The organism is Arthrobacter sp. KUASC02, from assembly GCF_059739395.1.
This window is the reverse complement of the sequence record NZ_AP046053.1, coordinates 890519-909212: the sequence shown is the minus strand read 5'-3', so window position 1 is coordinate 909212 and position 18694 is coordinate 890519. Positions and strand designations below refer to the sequence as shown.

The 18694-nt window shown below is 67.9% G+C and carries 19 protein-coding genes; 9 read left to right on the top strand and 10 right to left on the bottom strand.

The genetic code is table 11. The features are described 5' to 3' along the window. Nucleotides 1-6: 6 nt before the first annotated feature. The 3 genes from AC6JAC_RS04215 to AC6JAC_RS04205 form a co-directional block, all read right to left on the bottom strand. The gene (locus AC6JAC_RS04215; protein WP_028271208.1) at nucleotides 7-1176 is read right to left on the bottom strand and encodes a Gfo/Idh/MocA family protein; all 1170 of its coding nucleotides are present in this window, start codon (nucleotides 1174-1176) and stop codon (nucleotides 7-9) included. Nucleotides 1177-1247: 71 nt separating this feature from the next. Next, nucleotides 1248-2660, bottom strand: a complete 1413-nt coding sequence (locus AC6JAC_RS04210) for an MFS transporter (RefSeq protein ID WP_497963542.1) — start codon at nucleotides 2658-2660, stop codon at nucleotides 1248-1250. A 237-nt stretch (nucleotides 2661-2897) separates the two neighbouring features. Further along, nucleotides 2898-3728, bottom strand: a complete 831-nt coding sequence (locus AC6JAC_RS04205) for an IclR family transcriptional regulator (RefSeq protein WP_028271210.1) — start codon at nucleotides 3726-3728, stop codon at nucleotides 2898-2900. 178 nt (nucleotides 3729-3906) lie between these two features. Between AC6JAC_RS04205 and AC6JAC_RS04200 the strand changes: the two genes are divergently transcribed. From AC6JAC_RS04200 to AC6JAC_RS04175, 6 genes are all read left to right on the top strand, one after another. After that, nucleotides 3907-4830: a LysR family transcriptional regulator gene (locus tag AC6JAC_RS04200; protein ID WP_497963540.1), complete on the top strand. Its 924-nt coding sequence runs from the start codon at nucleotides 3907-3909 to the stop codon at nucleotides 4828-4830. Between the two features lie 110 nt (nucleotides 4831-4940). Further along, nucleotides 4941-5237: a YciI family protein gene (locus AC6JAC_RS04195; RefSeq protein WP_497963538.1), complete on the top strand. Its 297-nt coding sequence runs from the start codon at nucleotides 4941-4943 to the stop codon at nucleotides 5235-5237. After that, on the top strand, nucleotides 5237-6322 hold the full coding sequence (locus AC6JAC_RS04190) for an alcohol dehydrogenase catalytic domain-containing protein (RefSeq protein ID WP_497963536.1): 1086 nt from the start codon (nucleotides 5237-5239) through the stop codon (nucleotides 6320-6322). Before AC6JAC_RS04195 ends, AC6JAC_RS04190 begins: the two co-directional genes overlap by 1 nt. Then, nucleotides 6319-7989: an FAD-dependent oxidoreductase gene (locus AC6JAC_RS04185; protein ID WP_497963534.1), complete on the top strand. Its 1671-nt coding sequence runs from the start codon at nucleotides 6319-6321 to the stop codon at nucleotides 7987-7989. The genes AC6JAC_RS04190 and AC6JAC_RS04185 overlap by 4 nt, the downstream gene beginning before the upstream one ends. 399 nt (nucleotides 7990-8388) lie before the next feature. Further along, nucleotides 8389-8619, top strand: a complete 231-nt coding sequence (locus AC6JAC_RS04180) for a hypothetical protein (RefSeq protein ID WP_051628896.1) — start codon at nucleotides 8389-8391, stop codon at nucleotides 8617-8619. Between the two features lie 86 nt (nucleotides 8620-8705). Then, nucleotides 8706-8939 carry a hypothetical protein gene (locus AC6JAC_RS04175; RefSeq protein WP_028271214.1) on the top strand — a complete coding sequence of 78 codons (234 nt, stop codon included), beginning with the start codon at nucleotides 8706-8708 and terminating at the stop codon, nucleotides 8937-8939. 107 nt (nucleotides 8940-9046) lie between these two features. On the opposite strand, the gene AC6JAC_RS04170 is transcribed toward AC6JAC_RS04175, so the two are convergent. Then, entirely contained in the window at nucleotides 9047-9613 is a 567-nt protein-coding gene (locus AC6JAC_RS04170; protein ID WP_497963531.1) for a type 1 glutamine amidotransferase domain-containing protein, read from the bottom strand. A gap of 155 nt (nucleotides 9614-9768) precedes the next feature. Here AC6JAC_RS04170 and AC6JAC_RS04165 point away from each other — a divergent pair, with 155 nt between their 5' ends. Next, entirely contained in the window at nucleotides 9769-10257 is a 489-nt protein-coding gene (locus AC6JAC_RS04165) for a hypothetical protein (RefSeq protein ID WP_231511240.1), read from the top strand. Nucleotides 10258-10346: 89 nt separating this feature from the next. Here the strand turns inward: AC6JAC_RS04165 and AC6JAC_RS04160 are convergent, their stop codons facing one another. Genes AC6JAC_RS04160 through AC6JAC_RS04150 form a run of 3 tightly spaced genes read right to left on the bottom strand, consistent with a single transcriptional unit; the run spans nucleotide 10347 to nucleotide 13720 of the window. Further along, nucleotides 10347-11003 (bottom strand): response regulator transcription factor, encoded by a 657-nt coding sequence (locus AC6JAC_RS04160; protein WP_347897103.1) that lies wholly within the window; start codon nucleotides 11001-11003, stop codon nucleotides 10347-10349. After that, entirely contained in the window at nucleotides 11000-12841 is a 1842-nt protein-coding gene (locus AC6JAC_RS04155; protein ID WP_497963529.1) for a sensor histidine kinase, read from the bottom strand. Before AC6JAC_RS04155 ends, AC6JAC_RS04160 begins: the two co-directional genes overlap by 4 nt. 42 nt (nucleotides 12842-12883) lie before the next feature. Then, on the bottom strand, nucleotides 12884-13720 hold the full coding sequence (locus AC6JAC_RS04150) for a response regulator transcription factor (protein WP_454699411.1): 837 nt from the start codon (nucleotides 13718-13720) through the stop codon (nucleotides 12884-12886). 313 nt (nucleotides 13721-14033) lie between these two features. On the opposite strand from AC6JAC_RS04150, the gene AC6JAC_RS04145 reads away from it, so the two are divergent. Next, nucleotides 14034-14507 (top strand): sensor histidine kinase, encoded by a 474-nt coding sequence (locus tag AC6JAC_RS04145; RefSeq protein ID WP_028271220.1) that lies wholly within the window; start codon nucleotides 14034-14036, stop codon nucleotides 14505-14507. A gap of 89 nt (nucleotides 14508-14596) precedes the next feature. Beyond that, nucleotides 14597-15913: an LssY C-terminal domain-containing protein gene (locus AC6JAC_RS04140; RefSeq protein ID WP_497963526.1), complete on the top strand. Its 1317-nt coding sequence runs from the start codon at nucleotides 14597-14599 to the stop codon at nucleotides 15911-15913. An 11-nt stretch (nucleotides 15914-15924) separates the two neighbouring features. Here AC6JAC_RS04140 and AC6JAC_RS04135 read toward each other — a convergent pair whose 3' ends face one another. The 3 genes from AC6JAC_RS04135 to AC6JAC_RS04125 all read right to left on the bottom strand — a co-directional run bounded on the left by AC6JAC_RS04135 (nucleotide 15925) and on the right by AC6JAC_RS04125 (nucleotide 18660). Continuing rightward, nucleotides 15925-16857, bottom strand: a complete 933-nt coding sequence (locus AC6JAC_RS04135; RefSeq protein ID WP_497963524.1) for a threonine/serine dehydratase — start codon at nucleotides 16855-16857, stop codon at nucleotides 15925-15927. Continuing rightward, nucleotides 16854-17672 carry an IclR family transcriptional regulator domain-containing protein gene (locus tag AC6JAC_RS04130; RefSeq protein ID WP_497963522.1) on the bottom strand — a complete coding sequence of 273 codons (819 nt, stop codon included), beginning with the start codon at nucleotides 17670-17672 and terminating at the stop codon, nucleotides 16854-16856. Before AC6JAC_RS04130 ends, AC6JAC_RS04135 begins: the two co-directional genes overlap by 4 nt. A 151-nt stretch (nucleotides 17673-17823) precedes the next feature. Continuing rightward, nucleotides 17824-18660: a shikimate dehydrogenase family protein gene (locus tag AC6JAC_RS04125; protein WP_028271224.1), complete on the bottom strand. Its 837-nt coding sequence runs from the start codon at nucleotides 18658-18660 to the stop codon at nucleotides 17824-17826. Between the last annotated feature and the right edge of the window lie 34 nt (nucleotides 18661-18694).

Genomic DNA, 18694 nt, shown 5'->3' with positions numbered 1-18694 from the left:
TCTTCCCTAACGTGCTGCCGGAATGCGGCTGGTTGGTTGGGCTGCCGGGGCTTCCGGCGGGGCGGGCTGGCCGGTGATGGCCAGCTGGTCCACCGCGGCGAAGCGGACGGGGACGCCGGTGCGGGAGGATTCGTACACGGCCAGCAGGATGCGCAGCGCCTTGGTGGCGTCCTGGCCGGTGATGGCCGGCTCGGTGCCTTTTTCCAGTGCGGCCACGAAGTCGCGGACCTGGCTGGTGTGGTGCGGGATGAGCTGGCCGTTGATGGTGGCCAGGTCCACGTTGGGGCGGATGCCGGCGGGGTGGACGGCTTCAGTGGTGATGGTTTCGCCGACTGCCCAGAGGTCCACCCGGCCGTCGCTGCCCTCCGGAAACTCGGTGAGGGACGCGGTGGCACCGGTCTCGCCGGTGATCCGGATCTGCACGCCCAGGCTGGGCGAGACCGCCGTCGAGGCCTCCAGCGTTGCCATGGCTCCGGAAGTGAAGGTCAGGACCGCCGTGGCGGAGTCCTCCACCTCGATGTTGGCGCCGTGCTTGTAGCTGTTGATCTTGCCGTACACCTCGGCGATATCCCCCATGAACCACTGCAGCAGGTCGATGTAGTGGATGGCCTGGGTCATCAGCACACCGCCGCCGTCGTTGGCCCAGGTCCCCCGCCACGCGTCCCTGGAGTAGTACTCCGGTTCGCGGTGGAGCATCACCGAGCACTGGCCCATGACGGGGCGGCCCAGGGTGCCGTCGTCGATCGCTGCCCGGATCCGCTGGGCGCCCGGCCAGAAGCGGCGCTGGAAGAGCACGCCCAGCTTCACTCCGGCGTCGGCACACGCCGCGGCCATCCGCCCGGCCGAGGGCAGGTCCGTGGCGATCGGCTTCTCGCAGAGCACGTGGACGCCGGCCGCTGCCGACTGCAGCACCACCTCCTCGTGGGTGGGGTGCGGCGTGCAGACCGAGATGATGTCCACGCCGAGATCCAGCAGCTCGCCCACCGTATTCACGGCGTTCGGCACATCCCACGTCTCCGCCGTGGCACGGGCCCGGTCCAGGTCGATGTCGCAGACCCCGACGATCCGGACGTTGTCCAGGGCGCCGAAGGCCTCGAGATGGTTGCGGGAGATGGCGCCGCAGCCAACGATGCCGACGCGGAAGATGCGGGCGGGTGCGGATGCTGATGGAGTCACGGGAGAATCAACTTTCTGGTGCGTGGGCGGTGCTGGGCCGGCAAACGGTGCTGGAGGCTACCCGGCGGGCGCTAGGCGGAAACGCGGCGCTTGCGGGGCAGTCCGAGTTCTTCGAGCGGGGTCTTATGGGTTTCCCTCGCCGTGGCGATGGCGATCGCGGATACCACCAGGCAGACCACCGTGAAGCTCGCCACCGGGATCCAGCCGCCGGGGCCTGGCTGGGCGAGCATCGTGGCGATGACGGGGGCGAAGCCGGTGAGGATCAGGCCCACCTGGCTGCCGATGGCCATCCCCGAGTAGCGGACCGGGGCGGGGAACATCTCGGGGAAGAAGACCGTCCAGACGCCGTTCCAGCAGGAGTAGAACACGGACATGTTCAAGAACCCGAAGACGAAGATCAGGGGAACGTTGTGCTCGCTGATCGCCCAGAAGTAGCCGAACGAGGTGACAGCGCAGCCGAGAGCGCCCACCAGCAGCACCTTCTTGCGGCCGAACTTGTCCGAAATGATGCCGGCCAGCGGGATGGTGAACATGGACAGGCCGATGGTGACGGCGTTGACCGTGAGCATCAGCGTCCGGTCCAGCCCGATGGAGCTGCCCGTGGCGTAGGCCAGGGCGTAGACAGTGAAGGTGGTCTGCATGACGGAGAACAGCATGACGAGGGCAACCCGCAGGACGTCACGCCACTGGGTCTTCAGGACCTCGGCCGCCGGGATGCCCTTCGGCTTGCCCGGATCCACGGCTTCTTCGAAGACCGGCGGTTCCTCCAGGCGGGTGCGGATCCAGTAAGCGACGCCGAGGACCACAACGGAGAGCCAGAACGGGATACGCCAGCCCCAGCTGAGCAACTGGTCTTCGGGAAGGGCGGCCAGCGGAATGAAGACCACCGTGGACAGCACCATGCCGGAGGCGTAGCCGGTCATCACGAAGCTGGTGAAGAAGCCGCGGCGGCCCTCCGGGGAGTGCTCCATGGTGAGCGTTGACGCGCCGGCGGCTTCCGCGCCGGCGGAGAAGCCCTGCGCCAGGCGGCCGACCAGCAGCAGTGCGGTGGCCCAGTAGCCGATCTGCCCGTAGGTGGGGAGGAAGCCGATGCCGATGGACGCGACTCCCATGATCACCAGCGTGATCATGAGGGCCTGTTTCCGGCCCACCTTGTCACCGAAGTGGCTCATCACGATGCCGCCCAGCGGCCGGGCCAGGTAGCCGACGCCGAAGGTTGCCATCGCTCCGAGCAGTGCCACGACGGGGTCGCCGCCGGGGAAGAAGATCTTGGGGAAAACGAGGGCTGCGGCGGTGCCGTAGATGAAGAAGTCGTAGTACTCCAGGGTGGAACCCAGGAATGAAGCCAGTGCCGCTTTCCTGGGCATCTTGGCCGGGTGGTTCGCTGCCGGACGGCTTTCCTGGTTGTCCTGGTTCAGGACGTCGGATTCCAGGACGGCGGTGCTCCGGACGTCTCCTGCCGGGGGTTGCTGGGCATGTCCCATAGTGTCTCCTCATCGAGTGTCACGGGTTAAGGGTGGTGGGGCCGCCGCCACATTGCGGTGGCACGTTCCGTAAGAGTTTTTGGGGCCGGGAGCCTCCGCCGGCCGGCCGGCGGTGGTGTGGATCCCTGAACAAAACTGTATGAGCGGCATCACAGATGTCAGCGGCAAATCCCATTCAACGGGACGCCCGGCATCGGATAGCACCACAGGACGGCACCAGGGGCGGGCGGGATCTGGCTAGATCTTCGCGGCCCGGTCCCCTGCGGCCTGGCGGCCCGGCTCGAGCCATGGCCTGGTGCCGTAGGGCCGGCGCTCGGCACCCATGGTCCGGGAGAGGCCGCGGCCGGCGGCCACCAGCACGGGCAGGATCAGCTGGGGCTTCTCTTCAGCGGTAGGAACGACGACGGCGATGGCACCGATCACGCTGTTGCCCTCGCCGAACACCGGTACGGAGTAGGCGGTGTTTTCGGGGACCAGGACGCCGGCCAGCCGGACATAGCCCCGCTCCCGGATGAGGGCCAGGTGCGCGCGGATCTTCACGGGATCCGTTTCCGTGTTGGGCGTGGTCTTCTCCAGCGGGCCGGCCAGGAAGCGCTCCTGGACGTGGCGGGGCATGTGGGCCATCATGGCGAGGCCCGAGGAGGTGTTGTGGATGTCGAGCCGCCCGGCGACGTCGGCAAGGTTCAGCACTGTGCCGTGCCGGTCAAGGCGTTCGAGGTACAGGACGCTTCCGGACTCGACGTCGGGGACGGACAGCGAGACGTTCTCGCGGACGGCTGCGTGGACACCTTCCAGAAAGGGAAGCCCGCGGCGCCGGAATTCTTCGAGGGGGTTGCTGCGTGAGGCAAGCTCCCACATTTTGACACCCACGCCGTAGTCCCCGGTGGCGCCGCGGTTGAGCAGACCGCTGTCGACGAGGTCGTTGGCCAGGCGGTGCGCGGTGCTGCTGGACATGCCGGTGAGGCGGACCAGCTCCGCGAGCGTCAAACGCGGTTGCCCCCGGGAGAAGGCATCCAGGATCTTCACCACCCGCTGGATGACGGACTCCCCCGATGCGGAGTTCGCCATGGTTCCTCCCGGTTGTGCCAGCTTTTCTCCTGCCAATATATCCCTGCCGCGAAAGGACGGCGGTCCGGTGGAGGCAGCCCGTGGAAGTAGCCTAGGGGTGGGCGGGCCTGCACCTGGCGACAGCCGCGGAGGCACGCATCAGGAGCACGCATCAGGGAACATTGCGGGGAGGAACAACGTGGAGCTGCGGCAGATCGAGGCTTTCCTGGCTGTGGCCGAGGAACTGCACTTTGGCCGCGCCGCCCACCGGCTTCGCATGGCGCAGTCCCCGCTAAGCCAGACGATCAAGAAGCTGGAGAAGAGCCTCGGGGCCGACCTTTTCGAACGAAATACAAGGGCCGTCTCGCTGACCACCGCCGGCTACGCCTTCCTGCCGCACGCACGGAAAATCCTGGAGGAGCTGGACCTGGCGCGGCGGGCCGCCACGGCGGACAGCGGCGAAGTGTACGGCCGGCTCAGCATCGGCTTCTCCGGAGCACTCAACCATAGGACCCTCCCCCCGCTCACCCGGGCATTGCGCAGCAGCTACCCGCATCTGGACCTGACCCTCAGCGGCGGACTGCTCACCCAGGATGCCCTGGACCAGCTCCGTAACGGGTCCCTGGATCTGTCCTTCATCGGGCTGCCGGTGGATGCTCCTTCCCTGGCCACCCGACGCATTGCCGTGGAGCCGCTGGGCGCTGCACTTCCGGTGGACCATCCGCTGGCCGGCCGGCCACAGATTGCCCTGGCCGACCTGGCAGCCGACGGCTTCATCACCATGCCCGCAGCGCAGGGTTCCACGTTGCGGGAGGCCGTGTTCTCGGCGTGCACGGCTGCCGGGTTCCGGCCCCGCGTGGTGCAGGAGGTGTCCGATCCCTACACGGCCCTTTCCCTGGTGGCCGGCGGTGTGGGCGTCAGCCTGATGCCCGACTCCATGGCCGGAATCATGCCCGGCGGCACGGTCTTCATCCCGCTTTCCGGCGCGGTGCCGCTGCTGGAGTCCGGGATCGCCTGGAATCCGGACCTCATGTCGCCGGCCCTCAAGCTGGCACTTGAACTGGCGGATTCCGTGCTGCCCACACCGCCTCGCCAGGATCTCCGTACCGCTCAGCACCGCTGATGACTATGTAGTCTTCTCACATAGTCCCAGACCGAATAAGTGTTGGACACGTCTCAATCCCGCTCCCACGATGGAAGGACACCAATTACTCAACGAAGAGGACAACGCCCATGGCAACTTTCGCCGTCACCTACGCCTACTCCGACGCCACGGCCGGCGAGCGCGATGAGCACCGGCCACGCCACGTTGAATTCCTGAAGTCGCAGTTCGACGACGGCCGGCTGCTGACGAGCGGCCCCTTCGCCTCCGGGGAATCACCCGGAGCCCTGCTGATCCTCAAAGGCGATTCCAAGGCCGACGTCGAAGCACTGATGGACCTGGATCCGTTCTTCAGCAACAACCTCATCGAAGAACGGACCATCCGGCAATGGAACATCTTCTTCGGCGCCGAACGCGTGGACGCCTGATGCTGACCGCCCGCACTGTTGCCAGGGAAACCATCAGCTACGAGGAAGTAGCCGAGCCTGTCCTGGAGCAGGGCCGCGCCCTGGTCCGGATCCACCACGTCACGCTCTGCGGCACTGACCTCCATATCTGGGAGGACGACTACCCGGCCGAACTGCCGGTGGTCCAGGGCCACGAGTTCTCCGGCGTCGTCGAAGCAATCGGCCACAACGCTGCCGGCATCCGGACCGGGGACAGGGTTGCCGTCAGCCCGATGACGTACTGCGGAACCTGCCGGCCATGCTTGCAGGGCAGGTTCAACGTCTGCCGCAATATCAGTTGCATCGGCTGCTATTCCGACGGCGCCCTGGTGGAAGTGCTCAGCGTCCCGGTGGACAAGCTGTGCCCGGTTCCCGAGGGCCTGGCGCTGGAACTGGCCGCCATGGCCGAGCCCGCCTCCATCGCCATGCAGGCCGTGAACCGCGGCCGCCCCGCTGCCGGGGAAACCGCGCTTGTCCTGGGCAGCGGCCCCATCGGGCTGCTCGCCACCCTGTACCTGACCGACCTGGGCGTGGACGTGGTCTGCGCTGACACGGAGGCTGACCGCCTGGAGCTGGCACGCGCCTTCGGAGCCGTGGACACGCTGCTGGTTGACCCCGCCGCCTGCTTCCCCGACGCCGAACAGGCGGCGCGGCTGGGGCGGCTGACCGAGGGCTACGGCCCCGGCCTGGTGCTGGAGGCAACCGGTGCACCGTCCTCGCTGGAGAACGCCATACGCCTCGTGGCCAGCGCCGGCCGTATCGTCCAGGTGGGCATTTCAGCGGCCTCGGCCACGGTATCCATGAAGGACATTCCGTTCAAGGAACTGGACCTGCTGGGCAGCAGGAACAGCCTCAACCTGATCCCCGACGGACTGGCCCTCCTGGCGCGCCATCCGGACCAGGCCAGGGCCCTCATGACGCACCGTTTCGGCTTCGCGGACCTGCAGCAGGCCTACGAATTGATGCGCAGCCGGACTGAGAAGGTGGGCAAGATCCTCATCGAGATGCCGGCCGCCCTGGGCTCAGGCACCGGACCGGAAACGGCATTCGCGGGGGCGCCGGCATGAACCCGGGTGCAAACATCCGCACCACCCACCGCGTGCTCACGCCGGTGGAGGAACTCGCCCCTGCGTACGACGTCGTGGTGGCCGGCAGCGGGGCAGCCGGCCTGGTGGCGGCGGTCCGCGCGGCGGACGCCGGGCTGAGCGTGCTGGTGGCCGAGAAGGCCGCCCTGCTGGGGGGCACCACGGCCGCCGGCGGCGGGGTGATGTGGGCTCCGAACAACCATCTGGCAGCCCGGGCCGGCTTCAGCGACAGCCATGAACTCGCCGTCGAATATCTCACGGAGGCAGCGGGGCACGTCCTGTCAGCTGCGGAAATCGACTGGTATGTCCGGACCGCACCGCGCGCCGTCGAATACCTGACCGGCAGCACCAGGGTGTCCATGACCCCCATCGCCCGCCCGGATTACCACCTGGAGTGGAACGGCGCGGCCGACGGCGGACGCGGCCTGGACAACAACGCGTTCGATCCGCAGGACTATCCGGGCCTGGCGGAGGCCATCCGGCCGTCGTCGTACTTCCCGCTCCTGACCATGACGGAACGGGACGAGCTCAACGGCCGCGCCGCCGATCCTGCGCTTCTCGCGACGCGGGCGAAAACCGGGGTGCGCACCATGGGCGGCGCGCTGGTGGGCCGGCTGCTGGCGAGCGCCCTGGACCGGGGTATCCACATTGCTGCCGCCGCGCCGGTGGAGGACCTGGTCCGCGCGGGGAGCGGCTGGACGGTCACGCTCGGCCCAGGCGGAGACAGTGCCGCCGGCCCAGGCAGGACCGTCACGGCCGCCGCCGTCGTCCTGGCCTCCGGCGGGTTCGAATGGAACCCGCGGCTGCGCCAGGCGTTCCTGCCCTTCCCGGTGACGCCCATCAGCGCGCCGTCCAACGAGGGCGACGGGCTGGAACTGGGCCTGAAAGCCGGGGCGGCAGTGGCTGACATGACGGCCATCTGGGGTGTCCCCGTGATCGCCGCACCGGCGCACCGGTATGACGGACGGCAGTCCGGCCGGATGGGCAACGTGGAGATGACCCTGCCCGGTTCCATCACCGTGAACGCCGCGGGAAGGCGTTTCGTCAATGAAGCCCTGAACTACCACGACGCCTGCCGGGTGTTCGCCTCGGTGGACCCCCACACCGGGCGGCAGCGGAACAATCCCGCGTGGCTGGTGTTCGACTCCGCCTACCTGTCCAAGTACCCCGTGGCCGGCTCAACGCCCGGGTCACCGGCGGAATGGATGACCTCGGCCGGAACCGTGGAGGAACTGGCCGGAAAGCTCGGAGTAGACCCCGCCGGGCTCCGCGAAACCGTGGCCCGGTTCAACAAAGATGCCGCCGCGGGCGTGGACACCGAGTTCCACCGCGGCGCCACACCCCAGGACCGTTTCCTGGGCGATTCCGGCAACACCCCCAACCCGTGCCTGGCTCCCCTGGCCACCGGCCCGTTCCATGCCGTGCCGATTTCGGCAGGCGTCCTGGGCACCTCGGGCGGGCTGGAAACCGACTTCGACGGCCGCGTGCTGGACCGCCGGGCGAACCCGATCCCCGGGCTCTACGCCGCCGGAAACGTTGCTGCCAGTGTGTTCCGGAACAACTACCCTGGCGGCGGGGCCACCCTGGGGTCCGCCATCACGCGGGCCTTCGCAGTGGGCGAGCACCTGGCGCGGCGCCGGCAGAACTGACAGCACGAACAGCAAGGACAGCGCTGAGAAGAGAACACCAAGGCGAGGGGCCGACGGCGGGAGTTTCCGCCGTCGGCCCCTCGCCTTTGCGCGCGTGTGACGCGGGACACAAAAGAAATTCCACCGAAGTGATTGCCTTCCGGCGGCCCGGTCGGCCACACTTAGGGTGGATCCGCAGGAACGATAAAACGTTCCCGGTCCCTCCGCCGGAAGCATCGCACCGGCCCCGCCCCATCTCAGAATGCCGGGCCCCCCGCATCACCTTCAGCTCAAATCTCCTCCCGCCTCAAAGGCACCCTTTTTGTCCTCCCCGGATTCCCCCTCACCGAAACACGGCCCGGCCCGGCCGCCTTCCCTGAACACCCGCCCCGATCACACCCCTGCGAAAGAGAGCACCCCATGATCAAGCACCACTCAGACATCCTGCTCGAGATCATTGCCCACGATCCCGCAACCATCGAAAACGACCTCAACAGCGCCGTGGACATCGCCCTCCGCCACGCCATGCAGGAACGCCGCCACGGCGTGCTGGTCACCCAGACCGGCTACTCCACCTACACCGTGGCCGTCAGCCGCGACGTTCCCTACGGCGAAACGCGGGAGCTCCGGCAGTGGGCTTCCGCCTCCTAGGCAGGTACGCCCAGGAAGGACCGCCGCTGTACGCACCCGCACCCCGCCTGTAGCGTGGGACCACACCGCGAGATCAGGAGCAGTCGATGAGCACGGAACACAACGAGGCCGACGACATCGTGAGCGATGGCGTCGAGGACGAAACCAACCCGGTGCCGAGGGACAAGCCGGCGGACCAGGCGTCCGGCCGACATGCCGGGCCCGGCCCTGTCGATGCCCGCCCCGGCGCGGATGGCACCGAACCCCCGGGACCGGCCGAGGAACAAAACAGCAAAACGCCGGACCACCGGGGCCTCACCACCGAACCCAGCTCCAGCTGACATAGAAAGCACCGACAAAGATGAGGAGCCCGACGGCGGCAATTACCGCCGTCGGGCTCCTCGTCTTTGTGCTTTTCCCGGCCACGTTGCTGACTGGGTTGTGCCGGTCAGGCAGTCCGGCCCGCGTGCCCGCCTTCTTCGATCTCTTCCAGCAGTTTGTCGTTGAAGGCCTTGAGGTCCCCGGGGTGCCTGCTGGTGACGAAGCCCTGGTCCACCACAACCTCCTCATCACTCCAGAGGGCGCCCGCGTTCTTCAGGTCGGTCCGGAGCGTGTGGTACGAGGTCAGCCTGCGCCCGCGGACCACGCCTGCGTCGATGAGCAGCCAGGGGCCGTGGCAGATGGACGCCACCGGCTTGTGCTGTTCGAAGAAGCTGCGGGCAAAGGCCTGCGCGTCGCTGTCCACGCGAAGGTGGTCCGCGTTGACCACTCCGCCCGGGATCACCAGCGCATCGAAATCAGCGGCGCCGGCATTGGCCGCCGCGATGTCGACGTCGAACTTCTCGCCTTTTTCGGTGCCGTGGTAGCCCTGCAGCTTTCCGGTCTTTGGCGCCACCAGCGTGGGCTCGCCGCCGGCTTCCTTCACGGCGTTCCAGGGGCTGGTGAGCTCCACCTGCTCCACGCCGTCGGTCAGCAGGAACGCAACCTTCTTGCCTGCAATATTGTGCGCTGACATATGTCCTCCATTGCCGGATGCCTACGGCTTTAACACTAAACAGTGCTAGCACGGAAGTCAGGGACAGTGCTCCGAGCGGACCATGGAAACACGGCATCAGGAAAGGATTCCTGGCCGAAACCACCATCACCGCAACAGGAGCAAAAAAAATGTCCATGACCGCCGGAACAAAGAAGTCCCGTCCGTCCCGCGCCAAGATCGCGCTCGTCTCAGCAATGACGCTGGGACTTGCCGCGGGCGGCGTCGCCCTGGCCGCACCTGCCCAGGCAGCCGCCACCAACTACGCCTGCCAGGTGGTGCCGCTCAAGCCCATCTTTGCGGGCTTCAACTCGTCCGGCACCAAACTGGTGGACTACCGGATCAACGTTTACTGCGGTGCCAACCGCTACGTCAACATCGAGCAGCAGCGCTGGGAAAGCGACGACTGGCCCAACGGTGACGACCACCTCGGCAACTCCTCGTTCAGCCGCTACCTCGGCCCGGCCAACGGCTGGCACACCATCCACAACGTCCGCACGCTGACCAACACCGAGATCGGCAACGAGGAGGTCTACCAGAAGGTCCGGCATCAGGAAGGCGTGGGTGGCGTCTGGTCGCCGTTCACCGGCTGGACCGGCAGCGGCACCACGTCCATGTCCAACTAGTTCCGTATCCAGCCAGGCCTGACCATCCGGGCCCGAGCACCCCGCAGGCAATCCGGCGGCCGTCCCCACAGGGGGCGGCCGCCGTTTTGCTAGTGCTGGCGCAGGTAGGTCAGCACGGCGAGGACCCGTCGGTGGTCCTCGGGTTCCGGCCGCAGCCCCAGCTTCAGGAAGATGCTCCGGATGTGCGCCTCCACCGTCCGCTCCCCCAGGAACAGGCTCTTGCCGATCGCCTGGTTGGTGCGCCCCTGGGCCATCAGTTCCAGGACGTCCCGCTCGCGGCTGCTGAGCTCGTCCTCCCCCTGGTGGCCGTTGTGCGGCCGGGCCACCATCCGGGCCACCAGTTCAGGATCGACGGCGGTCCCGCCCGCCGCCACCCGGTGCAGGGCGTCGATGAAGTCGTCGATGTCGGACACACGTTCCTTCAGGAGGTAGCCCAGCCCTTTTGCACCGTTCCCCAGGAGCTGCATGGCGTTCTCCGTCTCCACATACTGGGACAGCAGCAGGACCCCCGTCCCCGGCTGGTCGCGGCGGATCGCCGTGGCGGCCTGGATGCCTTCGGTGGTGAAGGTGGGCGGCATGCGGATGTCCACGATGGCAACGTCAGGCTGCTGCGCTGCGATGCATCCCAGCAGCTCCTGGGCGTCCGCGGCCTCGCAGACCACCTCCAGCCCTTCGGAGCTGAGCAGCGCGGCAAGGCCGCGGCGGAGCAGCGCCGAGTCGTCCGCGATGGCGACGCGCAGTGTCATGGGAGGTCCTCCGTCGGGTCGGCCGAGAACGGCAGGGTTGCGGCCACGGTTGTTCCGCGGCCGGCCGGGCTGGTGACCGTCAGGGAGCCGCCCAGGGCCGCGGCCCGGTCGGCCAGCCCCAGGAGGCCGCCGTCGGCACCGGGACTTGCCCCGCCGATCCCGTTATCCGTCACGTGCAGGCTGAGTCCCTCCGCCGTTCCTTTGACGCCGATCTGCAGGTTCGAGGCCCGGGCGTGCTTGGCGGCATTGGTGACAGCCTCGGCGCAGATGAAATAGGCGGCGAGTTCCACGGGCGGCGGAGGCCTTAGCGGCAGGTCAACGTCCAGCTCGATGGGCAGCGCGGACCGCTCCGCCAATGCCGTGAGCGAACCGCCCAGCCCTCTTTCCCGCAGCGACGGCGGGTAGACGCCCCGGGCCAGCTCACGCAGTTCCGCCAGTGCAACGGCGAGCTCGTCGCTGGCCTGCGCCACCAGGACCTTCATCTCCTCGGGGCTCGGGGCACGCCGTGCCCTGGCAAGGTCCATGGATACGCCCACCAGCCGCTGCTGCGCACCGTCGTGGAGGTCCCGTTCGAGTTCACGACGCCGGGCGTCCCCGGCGGTGACTATCCGTTCCCGCGAGCGGCGGACCTCGATCAGCTGGTCCCGCAGCTGCTGTTCCATGTTCTGGTTGTCCAGGGCCAGGGACGTGGCGCTCTGCACGGCCGCCAGCAGCTGGGGCTGGTCCCGGAGCGCTTCGTCGAAAACCAGGGCCCCGACCGGCGTGCCGTTGCGCTCCAGCACCATCGCCGCCCGTCCGGATCCGTCCTCCGGGACGGCGCGGGGCACGCCCTCGTCGTCCACGAATCCGGCCAGCGCGGGCGACCACCGCCACAGGCTGAGGGTGGGGTCCCGGACCGACCTGCGGAGGGCGCGGATCAGCCGGTCGCTCACCGGCGCCGCACCGATCTCCACCAGCAGCTCGCTGAGCGCGCCGCGGGCGAACCGGTAGCGCCACAGCCCCAGCAGCACAGCGAGCGGGACGATCGCCGTCGCCGGGTACTGCCACAGCAGTGCCTCGTTGGACAGTGATCCGGTCAGCTGGACCACGGCAAGGGACACCCAGACGGTGGACGCTGTCTTGATGATCACTGCCAGCCACAACGGCAGGAAGGCCGCCCGGTAGGCGGCTGAGCCGGACTGCCAGCGGGCCACGAGCACGGCCACAATTGCCAGGCCGATGCCCACCTGGAGAATGCGGGCAACGTCGCCGATGGCACTGGTGAGCTCCGGGCTGTCCCGCAGGAGGAACAGGTTCTTGGACGTGGACTCCCCCGCCGCGACGTGCAGCCGGGGATCGAAGAACGCCCAGCTCGCCACCGCAATCACCGCCCAGGCGGCGAAGAAGAAGACAACGGCCGCCCGTTCCGCCCGCGAGCGCAGGACCCCGGAGGGGAAGCTGAGGGCCAGCTGCAGCAGCGGAGGCTGGTACATCAGGGTCAGCCCCACTCCCACGGTAAAGAGGACCGGATCACTGGACCGCCGCACGCCGGCCGCCAGCCACAGCAGTCCGGCCACCACCAGCAGCAGGCCGGGATTCCGGTTGGGCCGGGTCTGCCAGGCGGTCACGCCGGCCAGGACGAAGGCCAGCCCGACGGCGACGAAGAGGGAAAGTTCAAAGACCGAGAATGGAGCCCGGCCCGGGTTCTCGCCCCAGCGGATGACCCCTTGGGCGTTGAGGACACCCAGCGTCCGGGCAGGATCCTGCAGGGCCGCCGGCTGCCAGTCGATCGAGATCAGCACCAGGGCCAGGACGCCCACGGTGGCAGCCACTACGAACACCAGTTGCTTGGGGGTCACGGTGCTTCCCTCCGCCAAGCTTAAGGATAGGCGCCCGTCAGCTCATTCGGCAGCCACCGGCGGCGCCAGCCGGTAGCCAATTCCCCGCACGGTTTCGACCCACCGGGGCGCGCGCGAGTCGTCTCCCAGCCGTTTCCGCAGGTTTCCCATGTGGACTTCCACCGTGCGCTCCTCGGCGGTGCTCACGTAGGAGCCGGTGTCATAGGGTTCGTTCCTCAGCCGGCGGACCAGATCGGCCTTGGACTGCACCAGGCGTCCGTTTTCCAGCAGCACCAGGAGAAGGTCGAACTGGGTCCGGGTCAGCTCAATCCGCAGCCCCTCGAACTCGGCGGTCCTGGTTCCCTCGCTGAGCGTGAGGCCGTTGTGCTCGAAATCGGCGAGGTCCGCATCGGCAGGGTCACCCTGCCGGAGTGCCGCCACAGCCGGGACGGAAGAGGGCACGGCCTCGGCCGGAGCGTTCTGCGCTCGCCGCCCGTCACCGGCCGGTCCCGCCGGCGGGTGCGCGGCCCGCCTCGGCCGCCGCAGCATGGCCGCGATCCTGGCCCGAAGCTCGCGCGGACGGAAGGGCTTGGTCAGGAAGTCATCCGCCCCTGCTTCGAAGCCCATGATCGCGTCGGCTTCATCCACCCGGCCCGTCACAATAACGAGGTAGGCGTCGCTGAACGTGCGGATGCGGCGGGAGGCTTCGAGGCCGTCAAAGTCGGGAAGCCCGAGGTCCATGGTGACCACCACCGGGTTGTACCGGCGGACCGCCTCAACACCTTCGAGTCCGGAGGCTGTCGCGTGGACGGCGAACCCTGATTGCGACAGCACTTCCCGCAGGGAATTCCTGACGTCGTCGTCGTCCTCTACTACAACGGCAATGCCGCGTTCTTCCATCTATGCCCCCATAGTGTTCAGCCAGTCACCCCCATATTCGTCGGCAGGGAGCCCGCGGATGGGTATTTCCACTAACTGGACATATGGGGTTGATGATGAGCCTACACACGGCGGGACAGCACGTATTGCCGTCGAATCAAATCTTGCGCATCTCTTGAGTTCGCCTTCGGAATCTCCGGGAACTTGAGCCAAAATTGCGTCAAAGTCGCGTCATTCATGATTCCGCCGGTCCACCCTTGAGTCATACATCCAGGCGGGAACCCAGCACCCGTGAGAAGGAAGCGTCACAGGCTGCAAGGAAGCAGGAACGGCCATGAAAAAGGCTCAAGCTGCCAATGAGGTCGCCGCGATCCACGGCGTCATCACCGATCAGGCACCGGTGGATTTTCACGCCCTGGGGCTCGCCGGCTGCATCGACCGGCTCGCCGCCCCGTTGCGGGAACAGGGAACCACGGTCCGGTGGGAGACACCGCACCACGGCGTCGAGATACCGTCCGGTACTGCCGGGTTGCTGTACCACGCCGCCCAGGAGGCCCTGAGCAATGCGCTCAAATTCGCCGGCGCCACCGAACTGACCGTCCGGCTCGCGGCCGTGCATCACGGCATCCGGCTGACGGTGGCTGACAACGGGGCAGGCTTCGACCGCAATGACCGCACGGGCAACCGCCCGCAGGGATTCGGACTGTTCCTGATGTCCATAGCAGTCCATGAAGCCGGCGGAACCGCAACAGTAGACAGTGCTCCCGGCGAGGGCACCTGCGTCACGGTCACGCTTCCGCTGGACTGACCACACGTTTTACGGGGGGATTACCATGCATATCAGCCCGGGCCGCTGTGCCCACGGATCCGGCAACCGTCTCCAGTATTATTTTGCCCATGACCAGGCCTGTGGTGAGGGCTCCCGTCGAGGGCGTTGCCCGCACGGCACTCGATACCGCATGGGACCGGATCTTCTTCCTGGTCGGTGGTGTCGCCGCCGCCTGGTTGACCTATCTTCTCCTTGAGCTCAGCTTCCAGTGGGGCTGGGGCCAGCTCTGGTTCACGTTCGTCTTCTGGGCCATGCTCGCCTACCTCGTCCTGCCCAGGCTCCACTCGATCCTGACCCGCGTCTATGTGCCCGACTACTTCATCGGGCGCGCCCGCACCAGCGACGGCCTGCTCGGCGATCCGGTGAACGTGGCCCTGCTCGGTTCCGAAGCCCAGCTCCACCACGTGATGCGCCGGGCCGGGTGGACCATAGCGGACGACGTAACCCTGGCCAGTAGTTGGAGGATCATCACCTCCACCCTCCTGCGCCGCAGCTACCTTGAGGCGCCGGTCAGTCCGCTGTTCCTCTTCGGCCGGCAGCAGGACTTCGCCTACCAGCAGGAAGTGGACGGAACCCCGGGCAAGCGCCACCACGTCCGCTTCTGGCGGTGCCCGCCCGGCTGGCTGCTTCCCGGCGGCGTGGCTGCGGACTGGCTGGCCGCGGGCACCTACGACCGCAGCGTCGGCTTCTCGCTGTTTACCCTCCAGATCACGCACAAGATCGACGAACACACGGACGATGAGCGGGACCACATTGTCGCGTCCATTTCCGCCGCCGAGCCCGCGGCCGACGTCCGGGTGATCCGGGATTTCTCCACCGGCTACCACACCCGCAACGGCGGAGGCGATGAAATTGCCACCGACGGCGACCTTCCCATCGTTGACCTGCGGGCAACGCCGGTGCCAGGCGTTGCCGTTCCGCGGCTCCCGAGCGACAGCCGGAACAGGCGCCCTGCGCCCACCATCATCGGAGCCGCCCTCGTGGCCGGCCGGGCACTCGCCGCGGCGGCACTGGCCCTGTCCGTGCTGCTCTTCCCCGCCGAGCACCTGAGCGAGGGCCAATCTCAGCTGGTGCTCTACGCCGGGGTGGCAGTGCTTGTCCTCTCTGCCCTCGCGGAACTGCTGCTGGCCGGGTTCGTGTTCCTGGGGCGGAACTGGGCCCGCACGCTCGCCATGGCCGTGAGCACCGCCGCGATCGGCCTGCAGGTCATTGACGTTGCTCACGGGGGCCCGGGCATCACGCTGCAGACCAACCTCCCCGGCCTCACCCTGGACATCCTGCTGATCCTCGCCCTGTCCAGCGAGCGGTCCCGCGTCTATGCCCGCCGCGACCGCAAGGAGCCGAAACGGATCGCCGCCCGGCCCGGCGGCCGCGCAGCGATCTGACCGCCAGGCCGTCAGAGCGTGGACGGGTCCGTGTTCGCGCCGCACAGGATCACGGCCACGCGTTCGCCTTCAGCCGGGACGTAGGCCCCGGAGGTCAGTGCGGCAAACGCCGCCGCCGCACCATGCTCCACCACCATCCGGTAGTCGGCCCACAGCCGCGAGCGCGCGGCGACAATCTCGTCGTCGGACACCAGCACGCACGCCACGCCGGTCCGCACCGCGACGTCAAAACCGATCCGGCCGATCCGGCGCGCTCCCAGCGAGTCCGCGGCAATCCCGGAAACCGCAACGTCCACCGGCTCACCTGCCGTCAGCGCGGCGTGCAGGGTGGGGGCGGTTGCGGGTTCCACTCCCACCACCCTGGCCAGGCCTTCGACGGCGGCTGCAATCCCGGCCATCAGGCCTCCGCCGCCCACGGCCACCAGTACGGTGTCCACTCCGCCCAGCTGTTCCAGCAGCTCCGAACCGACGGTGCCGGCACCGGCAGCGATTTCCGGCTGGTCGTAGGCGTGGCAGTATACGGCTCCGGTCTCGGCCGCGTAGGCGATGGCGGCGTCGTAGGCCACGGCATATTCGGCGCCGCGCTGGATCACCGTGGCGCCGGATTCCCGGAGTTTCTTCACCTTCATGGCGGGAGCGGTCTCCGGGACAAACACGGCGGCGGGCACTCCCGCCTGGGCTGCGGCGTAGGCGTTGGCCAGGCCGGCGTTGCCGCCCGAAGCCACCACAATGCCGACGTCCTCCTTGAGTTCGCCACGCTCGCGGCAGGCCAGCACGCGGTTGAATGCGCCCCGGGCCTTGAAGGTGCCGGTGTGCTGCATGAACTCGCACTTCAGCCGGACCGTCCCGGGGAAGCTGTCCGGATCCGCTTCGATTACGGGTGTGCGGCGCACCAGCCCGGCAATCCTGGCGGCGGCTTGGTCGACGTCGGACCGGGTGATCACCGCACTCCCCCGGCTGCAGCCTCGGATGGTGCGGTGGTGGTCGGAGCCGTGGCGCGCCCGCCGTAGTCATGGCCGATCTGTTGTGCGGCGTCCTGCAGGAACGGGACCACGGTCTTTTCGATGGCTTCCGCCGGAGCCCGGTGGGTCTGCAGTGACACGTTGACCGCGGCAACGACCTCGTGGCCGCGCCAGACCGGGACGGCCACACCGCGCAGGCCTTCCTCCAGTTCCTGGGAGACCATGGACCACCCCCTGGTCCTGGCTTGTTCCACTTCGGCCTGGAGCTGTTCGAGCGTGCCGATCGAGCGCTCGGTGAACCGCTGCAGCTGGACGGAGTCGTAGTAGGTCTTCAGCTCGGTCTCGGACAACGCCCCCAGCAGCACGCGCCCCATGGACGTGGCCCAGGCCGGGAACCTGGTGCCCACGCTGATGGAGACGCTCAGGAGGCGGGGCGACGGAACGCACGCGACATACACCACGTCGGTGCCGTCGAGGATGCACAGGGACGTTGTCTCGTTCAGCTCCGCGGCCAGCGACTTCAAGTGCGGCTCGGCGATTCTGGGGAGCGCAAGGTTGGCCAGAAAGGACTGCCCGATGTCCAGCGAGCGGGGGGTCAGCTCGAAGTGGGACCCCTCGGCGCGAAGATAGCCAAGGTCGGTGAGCGTCATCAGGAACCTCCGGGCCGAGGCCCTGGTCATGTCCGATTTCGCGGCGACCTGGGACACCGTCAGGCGGGGTTCGTCCGGAGCGAAGGCACGCAGTACGTCGAAGGCCTTCTCCACCGACTTCACGAAGTATGCGGGTTGTTCCGCCATGGAATCGTTTGCCCTTCCTGAAGCTCACATCCGGCGCCCGCAGACGCATGGCCGCAAGCTTGTTTCGATCATATCCGGCCCCTAACCGCCGCACGACCGCGCAAACAGCAGGGTCCAACCCCCGGCCAGCTCCGTCATTTCCCCGGATCGGTCAGCCGTCCGCCCGGATATGCGTCAGTGTCCGGCCCAGGAGCTGTCCGGTCTCCGGCGCCAGGCCAAGAATGGGGATCATGGCCGCCGCCTGCGCCCGAAGGTGGTCCCACCCGTCGGCGCACGCCAGCCCCTGCGCCTTGGCGCTGGCGATGGTTGCGGTGGTGTGGCCCGCGTAGACGAAGTCATAGACAAAGGCATCCGGGGAGAGCCGTGCCTGCCCCCAGGCCGGTTCATCATCAGCGCCCTTGCCGAGGGGCGTCGCGTTGACGATCAGGGATGCGCCGGGCGCGTGGTCCCGGGATTCGGCCCAGGACACGGCGGTGGCTTTTATGCCCAGGCTGGTGGCAAGGTCCACCAGCTGCTGCGATGCCCCCGGGTCCTTGTCCGTCACTGTGACCCGGTCAGCCAGCCCCGCGAGTGCCACCAGCGTTGCGCGTGCGGCGCCGCCCGCCCCGAGCATCAGGGCGTGCCGCTGGTGCCGGCCACCCAGGAGTTCGACGACGGCGGTGATGTCAGTATTGTGCGCATTCAGCCTCCGGCCGTCCCGGACCAGGAGGTTGGAGGCTCCGCTGAGCCGGACCGGTTCGGTGACGGAGTCAGCAGTTCCGGCGGCCCACTGCTTGTGGGGCATCGTCACATTGGCGGCCACGACGTCGGCCTCCAGCATCGCGGCACGGACGCCGGACATGTCCTGTCCGGCAGGCACGTCCCATGCCTCGTACGTCCAGCTGCTCCCGAGCTCCTCGAAGACCGGGCCCCACAGCCCGGGCGACATGGCGCTTGAAGCAGCCGAGCCGATAAGGAACAAACGGTGTGCGGGCGTTCGGTTCTCCATAGTGACCCTCTCATGTGAAAGACGCAGTCGGGTT